The organism is Segatella sp. (genome assembly GCF_977051555.1).
In genome coordinates this window covers 1-15480 of the sequence record NZ_CDRSSE010000039.1, presented here as the reverse complement: position 1 = coordinate 15480, position 15480 = coordinate 1, and the positions used below count along the sequence as shown (strand labels likewise).

Genomic DNA, 15480 nt, shown 5'->3' with positions numbered 1-15480 from the left:
CTCTTCACCTCCCGAAATGCCGATAAACACTGGGGATTTGGGAAGAAAGGTGAAGAGTGAAGAGATTTTTTCAGAATGCTAAACATAAATCATATTGATAGGATTGGGAAATCTGGTTTCCCCGTCTGAGATGACCGTCTCATAGGAACAGCCTACTGTTCTCTAATCCGCTAGTAGGCTGTTCGCCCCAAACAGCCAACTGGCCATACGCAAACAGCACACTTATCTTTCGGAGATAAATATCAGGACATCGGAGATTTATCTGCCAAAAACAACCATATCAAAACAAAAACGAAATGAAACTTCCCTGAAATTTGGAGGGTTAAAAAAAATATATTACCTTTGCATCCGCAAAAAAATAAGATTATGAACGGATTGTATACTATATTATTATTGGTGCTGAGCAACATCTTCATGACGCTGGCTTGGTACGGACACCTCAAGTTGCAACAAACGGGCGTGAGCAGCAACTGGCCTCTTATCGGTGTCATCGCCTTCAGTTGGGCCATCGCCTTCTTCGAATATTGCTGTCAGGTACCAGCCAACCGCATCGGTTTCGTGGATAATGGCGGACCGTTTAATCTGGTCCAGCTCAAGGTGATACAGGAATGCGTATCGCTTATCGTCTTCGCCATCATCGCCAATATCCTCTTCCAGGGACAGGGATTGCACTGGAATCATTTCGCAGCCTTCTGCTGCCTGATTGCAGCCGTTTATTTCGTATTCATGAAATAGCCGGATAAGGAGTTAACTCAATATAACTCCTTATCCGGCTACCTTTTTAGTTTTACACCTGCCCTACACCAGCTTATAGATTTCGCTCGGCGTCTTGCGCTTCAATACTTCCAGCTGGAAGTCCTTGCCGACTATGATGCCTTTGCTGCGCAGGATCTGTTCCACGGTTTTGCGTGCCAGCTCAGGATGGTTGTTCTCCTCGCTGAGATGACAGAGCCAGACGTGATGAAGCTCCGGTGTAGCATAATTGGCAAGCGCCTCGCCACAATCGTCGTTGCTCAGATGACCGTTATCTCCCAGAATGCGATCCTTCAGATACTGGGGATAATGACCCTGCTGAAGCATCTCTACACTATGGTTCGCCTCGAGTACAAGATAGTTGGCACGCCCGATAAAGTCGTGCATCTCTTCGGTAATATGGCCCACATCGGTGATGAGGCAGAAGTTCACACCTCCGCACTCCACGAAATAGCCAACATTGTCGGTACTGTCATGGGGTACGCCGAACGGAGTAATCTTAAACTCGCCCAGTGTGAAAGTTACGTTCTTCTCTATCACACGAGCATGGTTAGGCTCTATCTTCTTTCGAACACAATAGTTGCGCTCGATGCCTTGATGTACTTTACGGGTCGTATATACCGGTAGATGATAGTCAGTACTCAGACTCCCCACCGACTTTACATGGTCGGCGTGGTCATGTGTGATGAGGACGTGATGCACATCCTCGAAGCGAAGTCCATAGTTATGGAAATGCTTCTTTAATATTCTTATTCCTACTCCTACGTCTATCAGTATCGAATCCGTATCAGTGTAAAGATAATAGCAATTGCCACTACTTCCACTGCCAAAGGATATAAATTTCAGCATTTTAATTGTTATTTTCCATGCAAAGTTAGCAAAAAAGATTCTTATTACAAAGTTTTTTACTATCTTTGTGCCGAAATATCGAAAAAAAATAGAATTTTTAAGATTTGAGAATCATGATAAAGAAGTCGATGATAGGTTTATGCATAGCTATGGCATGCATGACCGCAAGTATATTCAGCCTTTCGGGCTGTGAACCTCATGAAGGCAGCGAGGACCAGCTGAAGGCTGATGTTGATTCGTTTGCCAACTATTATTTCAACTGGCATTTCCAGAAAGCCGTGAAGTATTGCACCCAGGAATCGGAGCGCTGGCTGCGCTATGCTGCAAGTAATGTGAACGAGACCGACGTGGAACTGCTGCGCCAGAAACCGGAGGATGCCAGCATCGAGATTACGGATATTGATTTCGGTGACGATGAAACAAGTGCCACCGTTACCCTTACTGTTCATAATTTTCTGCAGATGGACAGCATCGGGCAGGATCCGCAGCTCGTAGAACAGGCCGATTTCCAACTGCCGATGTGTATGGAAAAGGGGCTCTGGAAGATTAAGTTGGATAAATTGCCTTGAAAAAAGTAAGGAGTTTCTGAGGGGATCATAATCCAAAAGATGCCCTACAGAAACTCCTGGCGATAAACTGTTAACTATAAACTATTAACTATTAGCTGCATTTAGAACGGCAGACCAACTGCGAAATGGAAGGCGAAATCGCGGTCTAGTTTCGGGTGGATAATCGCCCAATGCTCTTCCTTCGTTCCGTAGGCTGGATTGATCGCCTTCATACCCATATCCAGACGGAGAATGAAGTAATCAAAATTCAACCTGAGACCTAAGCCATAGGCTACAGCTATCTGTTTGTAGAATTCATCTATCTTGAACTGGCCGCCAGGCTGATCCTCATAATTGCGAAGTGTCCAGATATTACCGGCATCGATAAACGCTGCACCCTCAAACTTCCAGAAGAGCGAAGTGCGGTATTCTGCATTCAAGTCGAGCTTCACATCACCCGTCTGGTTGATGAAATCTATTCTGCCGTCAGTTCCCTTAAACTTGCCCGGACCTAATTCTCTTACTCCCCAACCTCTTACCGAGTTGGCACCACCCGAGAAATAACGCTTTTCGAAAGGCAACACCGTACTATTGCCGTAAGGATAAGCCACACCGATGCCCGCATGCAGCGCCAGAGCATTGCGCTTATCAAACTGCATCAGATGGGTATAATCTACATCAAACTTGGCATACTGGGCATAAGCTATATTAAATAATGTACGCTGCCCCTGGCTGTTCACCTTGAAACCGAATGCCTTGGAAACACCGCTCAGCAGATTGCCCGAACTCTCTACATTCATTCGCACAGCATCTACCCCATCGCTATAACTCAAACCGAAACCCATCTTCATGATAAACAGGTCTTCGTAATTGTAGCGGAGGATGGCATTTCTGTTTTCTGCATTATCGAGATAGTCTCTCTTGAATGTCTCGGATATCCATGGCATATACACATAGTTAAGATCGAGCAGGTCGAAACGCCAGGCCAGGTGATGACGCGGTTCTGTCCAGCGATAACGCCAGGCAGTAGAGAATACGCGGCGATGAAACTCCGGACGGTTCTGAAGATTCCAACTTGCCGACAACTCGCTGTTTGCCGTCTGTCTTCTTCTGAAATTTCTTGAAAGGAAAGGCGCCACGAAACGAGGGAAAACCAGTTTGCCTTCAACCGAATATTCAGTATAGTTCTGGTCCTGATACCCCTCCAGACCGGTAATAGCCTCGTAAGCTCCACGAAGTTCGATGCTCAGCTGCTCACTACCTCTGAAGAGATTTCGGTTGGTATAAGTGAGCGATGCAGCAGCTCCCAAGTCGCCCGCCGTATTGGTTCCCTCCGGCTGGAAGGCGATGGTAGAAGGCTTGTTGGTACTGATCTGGATATTACAATCCATCTGCCGGCTGATGCTGTCCCTCTCCATTCCGTTCTCCGTAACCTGATTGCTGTCAGGAACTTCAGAGAAACTGATGTTGGTATACTTCACCGCCTGCAGACGGGCAAAGTTGTTATAGGTGCGCTGCAAGGCGGCGGCACTGTAGGGACGGCCTTCGCTGAGGGCAGTGGCATTGAGCAAAACCTGATGGCGCAGATGGATTCGGTCGCTGTCATTACTCAGATAGTTGATGTTTCTGATTTCATATCGGGTATGATCAACCTCAGGAGCATTACTGTTTGCCTTATACTTCATCAGGTGGAGCGTCAGGGCGATATCCTTCTGTCCCGCAATCGTATCTGCAGAAAACTGGATAAAATCTTTATGAAAGCGGAAATAGCCATCATTGGTCAGAAGGCTGGAGATGCGCCTGCGCTCATTATCCAATGTTTCTACCGTAAATCTCATACCCGGCTTAATCTGCTGATTATCGGGGTTATCGAGATGCAGAAGTTGCTGAATATGTTCATCTTCCACTTCATATTTCACCTTACCTATCACAAAAGGTTCTCCGGGATGCAACAGATAGGTAGCATCCAGTTTCTTTCCTTTCTTGGTGGTATAGAGCGACACCCCGGCATGCATGAAGCCCTGGTTCTGCATGGCGGTAAGCAGATCCTGACAGGAGAGCCGCGCCTGCAAAGTATCGTAGATGACAGGCTTCTTGCTGAAAGGATTCTTGAAGAGCGAGAAGAGTTTCGGCTTCTCTTTCTGGCGCACATACTGCTTGAGCGCCCCGGCATTATACCCTGCCGAGTCGCTCTTCACTTCCACCTTATTTAATATATACTCCCCTTCCGGCACCATTTTGCTTGAAGAACAAGATGCTATGAGCAGCGGCAAGGCAAGTAATGAAATCTTCTGTATTTTCAAAATTCTCATCTTTTAATCACAAAAAGGTACACGCTTCTTCTATAGAAACTACCTTAATAGCACTCTCTTCAAAATCTTTAGAATTTCTGGTTACTAAATAATCTGAACCCGAACGTAATGCAGAATAATACTGTACTCCATCCTCAAAATCTTTCCATCCTGCATCATACGAGTGATAGATATCAGAAGAATCAACAGAACATACTTCAATAAAAGCACGCAGGAAGTCTATTTTACGACGGAAAATTTCCATCGGCATTTTGCAACGTTCTACACAAATGAAATTCGCAGTAACTATTGACAGAGTTGATACACAAATCGAGACTTTCTTTTCAAATGCATACGATACAATCATAGCTGCAGCATCATAAAACAAAGGCCGTTCCATGATAAAATCTATCAAGACATTAGTATCTAAAAATAGTTTCATAAATATTTCTCCATTAATGCGTCAGCCTTTTCTTCCTTGTAATCTTCCGATAATCCTTCAGGGCATTTAAACCCAACCTCCAAAGCCTTTACTTCAGGGGATATATAGAACTTATTCTTAGGATGTTCTTTAGATTTGATTTTATCCAAGAAAGAGTTCAATACAGATATCGCAGCCTCTGTTACGCTGATATTATTCTGTCGAGCATACCATTCTATATTTTTGTATGTCTTATTATCTAAAGCAATTGTATTCATACTAAAATCTCCTATTTTATAAAATATGGTGCAAATATACAGCCTTTTTTTTACTTTTCCAAAATTTAATACAACTATTTTGCCACTTTAAAGAAAATTGAGTACCTTTGCATCCATTAATGACAATAGACGACAATAAATGATTAGCAAGAATAAAATAAAGTACATACGTTCGCTCGAACTGAAGAAGAACAGGAATAAAGAAGGCAAGTTCGTGGCAGAAGGTTTCAAGGTGGTAGACGATCTGCTCGCTCTGCAACCTGCCGACCTGATTGTGGCTACCGGCGAATGGCTCCGGGGCAAACACTTCGGGGCTGAAACTGAAGTGATAGAGGTTATTGATGAAGAACTGAAGAAGGTAAGTTTCCTGCAGCATCCGCAACAGGTGCTTGCCGTATTCAGACAGGCAACATCAGGAGATTACTCTATTAATACCAGCGAACTGAGTCTGGCGCTCGACGGCGTACAGGACCCAGGCAATCTGGGCACCATCATCCGCATCGCCGACTGGTTTGGCATCACCCATATCTACTGCAGTCAGGATACTGCCGACGTATACAATCCGAAGGTGGTGCAGGCCACGATGGGCAGCATAGCTAGAGTGAAGGTAGTATATGGCGACCTGCTGGGACTGGTAGAATCACTTCCAGCCGACGTTCCCGTTTACGGCACCCTACTCGATGGCGACAACATCTATCAGCAGAAGCTCGAAAACCGGGGACTTATCGTGATGGGAAACGAAGGAAAAGGCATCTCGCCAGACCTGGCGAAGAAGGTGAACCACAAGCTGCTCATCCCTAACTTTCCGGAAGGTAGAGCTACTGCCGACAGTCTGAATGTGGCTATAGCTACCGCCATTACCTGCTCTGAATTCAGAAGAAACTTTTAAAGGTAAAAAAGTAAAAGGGTAAAAAAGATTTTATACGATAAAACGAAATTAAAACAAGATAGTTATGGAAGTAAATGAATTATTTAAGCATCGCAGCATAACAGCCTGCATGAGAGCATCATACGATACCATAACAAGTGACTTCAAATCACTCGTAAAACAGACATGGGCTACCCATGTTCCATTTGCAGTATTGCTGGCTATCGTACTCTATTTCCTTCTCCCCAACAAACCGCTTCACGATTGGGGAGCCGTGAATCCGATGGCTTCGTTCATCCTGCAAACCATCATTTACGGAGCCACTATCGTAATGGCTATCGTATCATTCTGGCATCTTCTGCCAAGAAAGCAACTGTGTCCTAAGGGCGAAAAGCGCAAGATAGGAAAATCCCTCCTTCGCATTCTCCGCCACTTCGGAGGTTTCTTTATGACCGGTTTTCTCGGCATGATTATCGTAGGCATCGCTACCTTTATCGCAGCCCTGCCTTCCATCATCCTCATCATCGCACAGTTCTATTCACAGCTCGGTGCACTTGATGGCGATCCGCTCGGTGTGCCGGGGTATTTCACCCCACTCCTCTTCCTGGTGTTCACCATCACCTTCCTGCTCATCATCTACGCCTTGAGCTGGCTCGGCATTTCGCTTGCCTATCAGTTCGGCTCTTACAAGGTGCAAGACGAAGAGAAACAGAGAATGAAGGAAAGCCAGAAAATGGCAACCGCAGAAATTGAAAAATATTAATCGTATTAACATATATAAGAGATATGAAACAGACAAGATTACTCTTCATCGACCGCGATGGAACGTTGATTCAGGAACCTGAAGACGAGCAGATTGACAGCTTCGAGAAACTGGTATTCACCAAGGGCGTGTTCCGCAATCTCGCCTTCATTGCCCAGCATACCGACTACGAACTGGTGATGGTGAGCAACCAGGACGGCTTGGGTACCAACTCCTTCCCGGAGAATACCTTCTGGCCAGTACACAACTTCATCATCCAGACCCTGGAGAGCGAGGGCATCCACTTCGCCAAGCAGCACATCGACCGCCACTTCCCTGAGGATAACTCACCAATGAGAAAGCCGGGCACAGGCATGCTGACCGAATACATAGATAACCCTGCCTACGATATGGCAAACAGTTATGTAATCGGCGATCGTGAAACCGATGCCCAGCTTGCAGAAAACCTGGGTTGCAAGAGTCTGATTCTTGGAAAGAATGGCATGGATTGGGACAAGATAGCTGAGATTCTCTTTGCCGGCGACCGCATCGCAGAGGTGAAGCGCACCACCAAGGAGACAGATATCTACATCAAGGTAAATCTCGATGGTTCAGGAAAATGCGACATCTCTACCGGTCTCGGTTTCTTCGACCACATGCTGGAGCAGATAGGCAAGCATGGCATGATGGACCTTACCATCCATACTAAGGGCGACCTTTATGTGGATGAGCATCATACCATTGAGGATACGGGTATTGCCCTGGGCGAATGCTTGCTGCAGGCGCTCGGCGACAAGCGAGGAATAGAAAGATACGGCTACAGTCTGCCGATGGACGATTGTCTATGCCAGGTAGCATTGGATTTCGGTGGCCGTCCATGGCTGATTTGGGATGCCGAGTTCCACAGAGAGAAGGTAGGCGAAATGCCAACCGAGATGTTCAAGCATTTCTTCAAGAGTTTGAGTGATGCAGCAAAGATGAACCTCAACATCAAGGCTGAGGGCGAAAACGAGCATCATAAGATAGAAGGCATTTTCAAGGCGCTTGCCCGTTCGCTGAAAATGGCAGTAAAGAGAGACATCTATCACTTCGAGCTTCCTAGCTCTAAGGGAATGCTGTAACTTTTAGGCACGGATTACACGGATTACACGGAGGCTGGCACTATGAGTTTTTTTAAGTTGCGCAAATCAAAAAATCCGTGTAATCCGTGTAATCCGTGCCTAAAAAAATTAAAACTTAGTCATGAACTCCACAACAATCTTATCTTTTTCTGAAACTTTAGCTATACCACCTTTACGATAGAAATATTTCTCGTAATTGATACGGATATCAGAGATGAATGGCTTGGCAAGGCTCAGGGTTACACCGCCAGTAACACGATGGCGCTTGTAATCGTTGATTTTCAAGGCACCGAGTTCGGTATCAGAACCGCCATATCGGGTACCATCACTGTGGTCGCTCATGAAATCATATCTTGCCAAAGGAGAAACCTTCCTGATAAGGCTCTTTGGATTAGCCACCGGAATATCATAGCAAACGAAGCCATCGAATGCATGAACATCGTGGAAGGCATCCTTGCTGTAATGCTTGTAAAGATACTCAGCCTCAGCAATGAAACCACCCTTATGGAAGGTGATACCCGCATCATACATATTGACGGTGACATCAGATGGCTTGATCTTTTGGGTACTCAACACCAGGTTGACATTCGGGAAGAGAAACTGAGCCTTGGCTGAATAGTTAACACCCTTGGTCCAGTAATCCTTCTGATTGGTCAAACCAGAACCGTTGAAGATACCGGCATTCACCACGATAGGAAAACCTACATTCCAGGTGTATCCGATTTCAGCACCCACGTCGCGAACGTTTCCCACCTGCTTGGCGATGAACGAACGGTTGGCGAAATACTGCTGGTGAGGAGAACGGTGAGCATCAATAGTGAATGGAACACGTTCCTGACCGATAGTAAACTGCAGAGTCTTCCAAGGCTTGATGCGTGTATAAGCATCAAGCATCTTGATCTTACCCTCATCACAGAGATCAATCTCAGCCTTATAACTAACCTCCTTTGTTACATTTCCTGCTACATTGATACGAGCCGTACGCACCTCAAATCGTCCCTCCCCTTCTTCGGTTTGGTATTCATACTTAGAACGGATGGTTCCACCAATCGTCATAGTCTTGACGAATTCAGGCACATCGTTTCCAAGAGAACTCTTTTCTGAGTTTTGGGCATTCATCCCCATCGACACCATAGCGAGTGCCATCAACAGATACGTTTTCTTCTTCATTTTTACCTTATTATATATACCTTAATTGATTGTCATCAGCAAGAAAGCATTCCTGTAAAGAATCGAAATCCTCCAAGATGCCGTTCTATTTCTTTTCGGCTGCAAAGGTACGGAGAAGATGTTTCTACCATAAAACATAAGTGTTACAAATGCGTTACATCGTCTGTTTTTACAGCTTGTAACATGATTGCAATACGCGTAATATCACTGTAACATCATCGTCATAAACATGTAACCGTCTTTTCGCTCTAGTTTAAAAATATCGCCGTACCTTTGCAACCGAAAAGAAATACAATTAACATATATGATTTATGAAGGAAAATAAAAAAGCGATTTTGGATATTCTCAAGAAGAAATCCAAGAAAGACGGTAAGTTTGAAAACTTGGTTCTCAACCTCGCCTTACAGAAGATTGACAGCGATAACTTTGAGTTTGACGGTGAGGCAGTCTATACCGCCGACAAGAAGCGCTTGGTTTACTGCATGAACCACGATGCCAGTTTCACAATTCCTGAGGGAGTAGAGATTATCGGAGAGATGGCATTCCGTGGCAAAAAGCAACTGGCTCATGTCATCATCCCTAGTACAGTGAAAGAGATTGAACATGATGCATTCTATGATTGTGATGAATTGGATAACATTTATGTACCTGCCAGCGTGAAAGCTATCAGAGCATACGCTTTCGCTGAATGCGACAAACTGAAGAAGATTACTTTCGCAGGAACTCCAGACAAGTTGAGCCGTCATGCATTCGATGACTGCGACCAGTTGCACGATATCATCGTTCCATCAGGCAGCAGCAAGTTCTTCCGTAAGGAACTCCACTTTATCGACGGAGATACAGATTTCCTCGTTTTGGAAGTAACAGGCAAAGATTCTAAAGAACCTTCTAAGAACAAGAAGGACGAGAAGGCTTCTGAAAAGAAAGCTGACGCAGAGAAGGAGGTAGCTGTTCTGGAAAAGAAGGCTGAGACTCCTGAAAAGAAGGTCGAAAAGAAGGCTAAGAAAGAGCCTGTAAAAACAAAGTAACTCAACAAAAATTAATAAGCAAACGACTATGTCCAAAGAAGAATTACTTAAAAAGGCATACGTAGAACGCGATATCAGTTGGATGTACTTCAATCACCGCATTCTGCAGGAAGCAGAGAAAGAGTACGTCCCATTGTTGGAGCGTCTCTCTTTCCTCGGAATCTATTCCAACAACCTCGACGAGTTCTTCCGCGTTCGAGTAGCATCTCTCAACCGCATGCTCGACCAGAAGCTCGAAAAGGATACCGAGCAACAGATCAAGAAATCTCTCAAAACAATTAATAAGCTCAATGAATCTTATTCGAAAGAATACACTGAAGCGGTGGATACTGTTTTCCGAGAGCTTGAAGTACACAAGATTCGCCTGCTCACCGAAGACCAGCTCAACGACGAGCAGAAGGAGTTCCTTACACAGTTCTTCTACGACAAGCTCAATGGTTCTGTCAACCCTATCTGGCTCAACGAGATAGACGACCTCTCTACCCTGGAGGATAACCGCATCTACCTCGCCGTAGAAAAGGCTGAGGATGACAAGAAGAAAAAATACGCCGTAGTAAAGGTACCGGATAGAATCTATGGACGTTGGGTGAAGGTGCCGGCAAGTGATGGTTACGACAACATCATGTATCTGGACGATGTAATCAGATTCTGTCTGCCACTGGTATTCCTCGGTTTCAAGAAGAGCACCTATCGTGCCTTCAGTTTCAAGTTTACCAAGGATGCCGAGATGGAGATGGACAATGATGCCGACTTCGGAACCATGGAGAAGATTGCCCTGGGTGTAAACAGCCGTAAGAAGGGTGAAGCCGTGCGCGTTATCTACGACCAGGAGATGCCGAAGGAACTTCAGAAGAAGCTGCGTGAGCGATTGAACACCAAGGAATTGGATGCTTCATTGGCTGGTGGAAGATACCAGAACCACAAGGATCTGATGTCGTTCCCTGATTGCGGACACAAGGAACTGAAGTACGAGAAATGGGCTCCAATCATGAAGCCGGAGTTCCTCTCTAACGAGAGCATCCTCGACCAGATTCGTGAGAAAGACCGTTTCATCCACGTACCTTATCATAGCTTCAACGGCTACATCCGTGTACTCCGTGAGGCAGCTACCAAACCAGAGGTGAAGGCGATCAAGACCACCCTCTATCGCCTGGCAAAGGATTCAAAGGTAGTGAAGGCACTCATCACCGCTGCCCGCAACGGCAAGAAGGTGACTGCCGTGGTAGAGCTTCTGGCACGTTTCGACGAGGAGAGCAACATCAAGTGGAGCAAGCGCATGCAGGAAGAGGGCGTAAACGTAATCTTCGGTGTAGAAGGATTGAAGATTCACTCCAAGCTGCTCTATATCGAGTCGAAGAAGGGCAACATCGCCTGCGTAGGAACCGGAAACTTCCACGAGGGCAACGCCAAGATCTATACCGACTATCTGATGATGACCGCCCGTCCTAAACTGGTGAACGAGGTGGCTAAGGTATTCGATTTCATCGACCGTCCATTCTCACCATTCCGCTTCAACGAGCTCCTCGTCTCTCCAAACTCCATGAAGAGCCGCATCCTGCGCATGCTCGACACCGAGATCAAGAATGCCAACGAGGGCAAGGAGGCTTGGGTAAAGATGAAGATCAACCACATCACCGATACCGATATGGTAACCAAACTCTATCAGGCTTCAAAGGCTGGCGTGAAGATAGACATCGTAATTCGCGGCAACTGTTCGCTGGTGCCAGGCATCGCCAAGCTCAGCGACAACATCCGCTGCGTGGGCATCATCGACCGCTATCTGGAGCACAGCCGCATCCTCATCTTCGCCAACGGAGGCAAGCCAAGATACTTCATCGGTTCTGCCGACTGGATGCCTAGAAACCTCATCAACCGTATCGAGGTGCTCACCCCAGTATATGACGAGGATATGCAGGCAGACCTGCTCCGCACCATCTCTTATGGTATGAGAGATACGATGAACGGCAGAGTGGTAGATGGCAAGGGCGGCAACGAATTTGTGGAAGGCGAGCCATTCCGCAGTCAGGAAGAACTTTATAAAGCATATAAATAATGATGAATTTAGCATCCATTGATATCGGCTCCAACGGAGCCCGACTCCTCATCAAGCGCTTCGACCCCGAGGCAATCCGAGAGGAAGACCGCATCAAGAAACTCATGTTCATCCGCATCCCACTGCGATTGGGTAAGGATGTTTTCACCCTGGGAAAGGTTTCCAAGGAGCGTGAGAAGATGATGCTCCACATGATGAAGGGCTTCAAGCAATTCATGAAACTCAATGACGTAGAGGCATTTCGTGCCTGTGCCACTTCAGCCATGCGCGATGCCGAGAACGGCAAGAAGGTGCTCAAGAAGATAGAGAAGCAAACCGGCATCAAACTCGAAATCATCAAGGGTCAGGAGGAGGCACAGCTCCTCTACAACAACCTGGTAGAGAAAACTGATTCCAACGAGGGCAGCTTTGCCTACATCGATGTGGGCGGTGGTTCTACCGAAGTGAGCATCATCCACGATGGTGTACTCGCCGAGAGCTATTCCTATAATATGGGTACCCTGAGAATGCTGAGCGGCAAGGTGACTGCCGATACCGAAAAGCTCTTCAAGGAGAACCTGACGAGATATGCCGAGCAATACGGTGACATCAAGATTATCGGTTCGGGTGGCAACATCAACAAGTTGAACAAGCTGGCACGCCACAGCAAGCAGGATGCCAAGAACCTGACGCTTGCCGAACTGAAGCGCCTCTACTCGATGATGCAGCCCCTGAGCATCGAGGAGCGCGAGATCTCTTTCTCCCTGAAAGAAGACCGTGCCGACGTCATCATTCCTGCCGCCGAGATCTTCCTCAAGGCATGCGAATACCTGAAGTGCGAAAACATCATGGTGCCAAACATCTCGCTCGCCGACTCCATCGTGGATGGACTCTATGAGAAGATGATGGCAAAAACAGAAGAATAATCCGCTTCATCCACAAATAAAAAGATCCGAGACAGATGGCTAGCAATAGCCGCTGTTTCGGATCAACTTTTTTATAATTCGGATAAAAGAGGTATTTACTATACTTCAGATAAGAGAGTAAGTACATATCCCTTTTTCTTCAGCGACTCAATCTTAACGGTCGCATCATGCTGAAGAGCATGGCGGAGATACGTTATCTGCACATTCACAGCCAGGGAGTTGGCATAGCTCACGGTACCCCACACCGCCTCCTGTATCATCTCCTTGCTTACTACATTGCCGATATTCTTCGCCAGCAGACGGAGGATGTCGGCTTGTCGGCTGGTGATGAGCACACGAGAGGAACGGGTGCGAAGCTCATTGTTGTTATAGCAGAAGGTGGTTTCTCCGAAATGATACACCTCCTCTTCTATCGTCTCACTCTCATTCATGGAGAACCGCTCCTCTATTCTTGCCAGCAACTCTTCTGGATAGAAGGGTTTGGCAAGATAATCGTTTGCCTTCAGGGAGAAACCTTTCAGTCGATCATTCTTCTCCGTACGGTCGGTGAGGAAGAAGATAAGCACCTTCGGGTCGATGGCTCTGATGCGCTCAGCCACCTCATAGCCATCCATCTCCGGCATATTGATGTCGAGCAAAACCAGGTCGGGCTTCACTTCCGGGAACTGCTCCCATGCCTTCTTGCCATTGCCGGCATAAGTCACATCGAAACCATGCTGCTGCAGAAAACTCTTCAGCAACATGGAATACTTCAAGTCATCGTCTGCAAATAATATCTTGATCATTTTTTCTGTTGTTTATAGCGTTAAACCGGATGCATCAGGAGTGCTGCGGGATGATGATTGAAATCCTGGTTCCCTTGCCCACTTCGCTCTGCATCATTTTCCTACCCCCATGGGCCTTCACAATCATATCCACAAAACTCAAGCCCAAGCCGATGCCCGGCTGCATCATATCCGGATAAGCATTGCTGCGATAGAACTTCGTCCAGACTCTCTGCTGTTCATCGGGCGAGATGCCGATGCCATTATCTGATACAGAAACCAAAACTTCCCCCTTCCCGGTATCCTGGCAGGCAACATGGATATTGACAATGTCGCCGGAATACTTCACCGAGTTCTCCATCAGATTGCTGACCACATTCAGCAGCTGGTCTCTATCTCCCATCATCCGGTCGGAAGTGCGCTGGTAATCGAGCGAAACATTCACCTCCTTCTGCCTGTTCTTTCGATAAACTGCCACCAGATTCTGCAAGGCGGCATGGATATCGAAAGAAGTTATCTGGAGCGGGATATGTTCCTCTGCCCTGATTACTTCACGGAGTTTGGCGAGATAGGCGGTCAGGTTATCGCTCTCCTCTCTTACGGTCTCCATGATAAGGGCATTCTCATCCTTCTCATCTGTCTTTTCAGAATCTGCCTTTTCTGCATTTGTCTTTTGAGCAGAGAATACGGACACACACATCTTCAGCGTCTGCACGGGGCGCTTCAGCTCGTGAATCATCGTATGCACGAAGTCGCTTCGCATCTTATCCACCTTCTTCTGCAGGAGCATCACCTTGATGAGGTAAGCTATACTCAGGAGAAGCAAGATGGTAACCAGCAGACTTCCTATCATCTGCCACATCATCCCCTTCAGGATGGGCAGCATCGGCACCTGCATCCTCATCTGCATCGACTGATACTGGATAGGATTGAAAGGCACTTCCACCAGCATTTCGTGATGAAACAAGGTAGGAGGCTCTATGATTCTTGTCTGCCACAGACGATGCTTGCCCGTCTTCATCTCAGCCCCGATGAAACCATTGCCCAGTTTCCTACAGACGAAACGATCAAAATGCGCTTTGTCAAAGCGGGTAAGCTGGTAAGTGATGTAAGTATTCAGGCAATCAAAAGAATTATTGGAATCCGTCTCACGCAAATCGAAAGTATCTCTCTTCTCCATCACGTTGCCGAATCCCGGCTTGCGATACACCACTCCACCAATGATTGTATCCGTATCCAGCGGAGAGCAAACCGTAGTACAGGGACCCTTGAAGTCTGAAAAATATGCCGAGACGACATAACCGATATGTGATTTTTCTTTTACCGCCGCTCCGATATTTGTCTGATAAGTGACTATTGCCTGTTCCGCCTTTTCGGCATTTTTCTTCCCCATCTCTCCCATCGAATAGGTTACGCTATTGTAGAGCCAATAGGTCTGCAAGCCTATCAGCAGGAAAGAGGAAAGGATGGCGAGCAGCCAGACTTGTTTGATTCTTCTATTCATATCATTTTTTCTTTTTTCGATGCAAAGGTACGAAGATTTCACTATATATAATAAGGTGAAGCAAGATTATTTTGCCAGCGTAATGTTTCAGTAATGATTATTTGCGATTTTGAGCCCGAAAAGCTGTTCCTTTGCAGACGAAAACAAAAAACAAGGAAGAATATGAAGAAAGAAACAGTTTTATG

The 15480-nt window shown here is 46.4% G+C and carries 15 protein-coding genes; 8 read left to right on the top strand and 7 right to left on the bottom strand.

Features of this window, described 5'->3' with window-relative positions; translation table 11 throughout:
- Nucleotides 1-366: 366 nt before the first annotated feature.
- Entirely contained in the window at nt 367-735 is a 369-nt protein-coding gene (locus tag ACWJAO_RS09755; protein ID WP_040553814.1) for a DMT family protein, read from the top strand.
- A 63-nt stretch (nt 736-798) separates the two neighbouring features.
- Here the strand turns inward: ACWJAO_RS09755 and ACWJAO_RS09750 are convergent, their stop codons facing one another.
- Nucleotides 799-1602 carry an MBL fold metallo-hydrolase gene (locus ACWJAO_RS09750; protein ID WP_287853508.1) on the bottom strand — a complete coding sequence of 268 codons (804 nt, stop codon included), beginning with the start codon at nt 1600-1602 and terminating at the stop codon, nt 799-801.
- Nucleotides 1603-1715: 113 nt separating this feature from the next.
- Between ACWJAO_RS09750 and ACWJAO_RS09745 the strand changes: the two genes are divergently transcribed.
- Nucleotides 1716-2171 carry a hypothetical protein gene (locus ACWJAO_RS09745; protein WP_288575497.1) on the top strand — a complete coding sequence of 152 codons (456 nt, stop codon included), beginning with the start codon at nt 1716-1718 and terminating at the stop codon, nt 2169-2171.
- Nucleotides 2172-2272: 101 nt separating this feature from the next.
- On the opposite strand, the gene tamL is transcribed toward ACWJAO_RS09745, so the two are convergent.
- Genes tamL through ACWJAO_RS09730 form a run of 3 tightly spaced genes read right to left on the bottom strand, consistent with a single transcriptional unit; the run spans nt 2273 to nt 5140 of the window.
- Nucleotides 2273-4462, bottom strand: a complete 2190-nt coding sequence (tamL, locus tag ACWJAO_RS09740) for a translocation and assembly module lipoprotein TamL (protein ID WP_449140116.1) — start codon at nt 4460-4462, stop codon at nt 2273-2275.
- A gap of 7 nt (nt 4463-4469) precedes the next feature.
- Nucleotides 4470-4883, bottom strand: a complete 414-nt coding sequence (locus ACWJAO_RS09735; protein ID WP_449140115.1) for a type II toxin-antitoxin system VapC family toxin — start codon at nt 4881-4883, stop codon at nt 4470-4472.
- Nucleotides 4880-5140, bottom strand: coding sequence for a DUF6364 family protein (locus ACWJAO_RS09730; protein ID WP_449140114.1), 261 nt, complete (start codon nt 5138-5140; stop codon nt 4880-4882). The genes ACWJAO_RS09735 and ACWJAO_RS09730 overlap by 4 nt, the downstream gene beginning before the upstream one ends.
- A gap of 139 nt (nt 5141-5279) precedes the next feature.
- Between ACWJAO_RS09730 and ACWJAO_RS09725 the strand changes: the two genes are divergently transcribed.
- From ACWJAO_RS09725 to hisB, 3 genes are all read left to right on the top strand, one after another.
- A complete protein-coding gene (locus ACWJAO_RS09725) occupies nt 5280-6029 on the top strand; it encodes a TrmH family RNA methyltransferase (protein WP_449140113.1) in 750 nt (249 codons plus the stop codon).
- A gap of 64 nt (nt 6030-6093) precedes the next feature.
- Complete coding sequence (locus ACWJAO_RS09720; protein ID WP_449140112.1) at nt 6094-6771, top strand: hypothetical protein; 678 nt, start codon at nt 6094-6096, stop codon at nt 6769-6771.
- Between the two features lie 23 nt (nt 6772-6794).
- Nucleotides 6795-7871 carry a bifunctional histidinol-phosphatase/imidazoleglycerol-phosphate dehydratase HisB gene (hisB, locus tag ACWJAO_RS09715; RefSeq protein ID WP_449140111.1) on the top strand — a complete coding sequence of 359 codons (1077 nt, stop codon included), beginning with the start codon at nt 6795-6797 and terminating at the stop codon, nt 7869-7871.
- A gap of 108 nt (nt 7872-7979) precedes the next feature.
- On the opposite strand, the gene ACWJAO_RS09710 is transcribed toward hisB, so the two are convergent.
- Complete coding sequence (locus tag ACWJAO_RS09710; RefSeq protein ID WP_449140110.1) at nt 7980-9041, bottom strand: porin; 1062 nt, start codon at nt 9039-9041, stop codon at nt 7980-7982.
- A gap of 311 nt (nt 9042-9352) precedes the next feature.
- On the opposite strand from ACWJAO_RS09710, the gene ACWJAO_RS09705 reads away from it, so the two are divergent.
- From ACWJAO_RS09705 to ACWJAO_RS09695, 3 genes are read left to right on the top strand one after another with little or no spacing between them, the layout of a single operon-like run.
- Complete coding sequence (locus ACWJAO_RS09705; RefSeq protein ID WP_449140109.1) at nt 9353-10069, top strand: leucine-rich repeat domain-containing protein; 717 nt, start codon at nt 9353-9355, stop codon at nt 10067-10069.
- 28 nt (nt 10070-10097) lie between these two features.
- On the top strand, nt 10098-12122 hold the full coding sequence (locus ACWJAO_RS09700; protein WP_449140108.1) for an RNA degradosome polyphosphate kinase: 2025 nt from the start codon (nt 10098-10100) through the stop codon (nt 12120-12122).
- On the top strand, nt 12122-13027 hold the full coding sequence (locus ACWJAO_RS09695; RefSeq protein ID WP_449140107.1) for a Ppx/GppA phosphatase family protein: 906 nt from the start codon (nt 12122-12124) through the stop codon (nt 13025-13027). Before ACWJAO_RS09700 ends, ACWJAO_RS09695 begins: the two co-directional genes overlap by 1 nt.
- A 98-nt stretch (nt 13028-13125) precedes the next feature.
- On the opposite strand, the gene ACWJAO_RS09690 is transcribed toward ACWJAO_RS09695, so the two are convergent.
- Together ACWJAO_RS09690 and ACWJAO_RS09685 are read right to left on the bottom strand one after the other, a co-directional pair.
- On the bottom strand, nt 13126-13812 hold the full coding sequence (locus ACWJAO_RS09690; protein ID WP_449140106.1) for a response regulator transcription factor: 687 nt from the start codon (nt 13810-13812) through the stop codon (nt 13126-13128).
- A 34-nt stretch (nt 13813-13846) separates the two neighbouring features.
- Nucleotides 13847-15295: a sensor histidine kinase gene (locus ACWJAO_RS09685; RefSeq protein ID WP_449140105.1), complete on the bottom strand. Its 1449-nt coding sequence runs from the start codon at nt 15293-15295 to the stop codon at nt 13847-13849.
- Nucleotides 15296-15480 lie beyond the last annotated feature (185 nt).